Origin of the sequence: Mycetocola saprophilus, assembly GCF_000718085.1 — a bacterium.
In the GTDB taxonomy this organism is placed as follows: Bacteria; Actinomycetota; Actinomycetes; order Actinomycetales; family Microbacteriaceae; genus Mycetocola; species Mycetocola saprophilus.
The window spans coordinates 1-229 of record NZ_JOEC01000018.1 but is presented as its reverse complement, the minus strand read 5'-3'; the positions used below and the strand labels follow the sequence as shown (position 1 = coordinate 229).

At 61.1% G+C, this 229-nt stretch carries 1 protein-coding gene; it reads right to left on the bottom strand.

The genetic code is table 11. The annotated features are described in order from the left end of the window. On the bottom strand, positions 1 to 229 hold a 229-nt coding region (locus IE92_RS18625), incomplete at both ends, for a hypothetical protein (RefSeq protein ID WP_030149550.1).

Genomic DNA, 229 nt, shown 5'->3' with positions numbered 1-229 from the left:
TGCGCCGGGCACGTTCTCGATCACCCACGGCTTCCCGATGAGTTCGAACGCGGCTCGGGTTGCGTCGATGAAATCGGGGTGCTCGTTGCCCTGGATGCGTTGCGCGTTCGTGAAAGCCTGGCACGGTGGCGAGGCGTGGAACGCGTCGAACTCGGTGTGATGCTCGAGCAGATACTTGAGCGCGTCCGATTCGTGAAACTCGAACGGATATCTGGGTTGTGGGTCGATG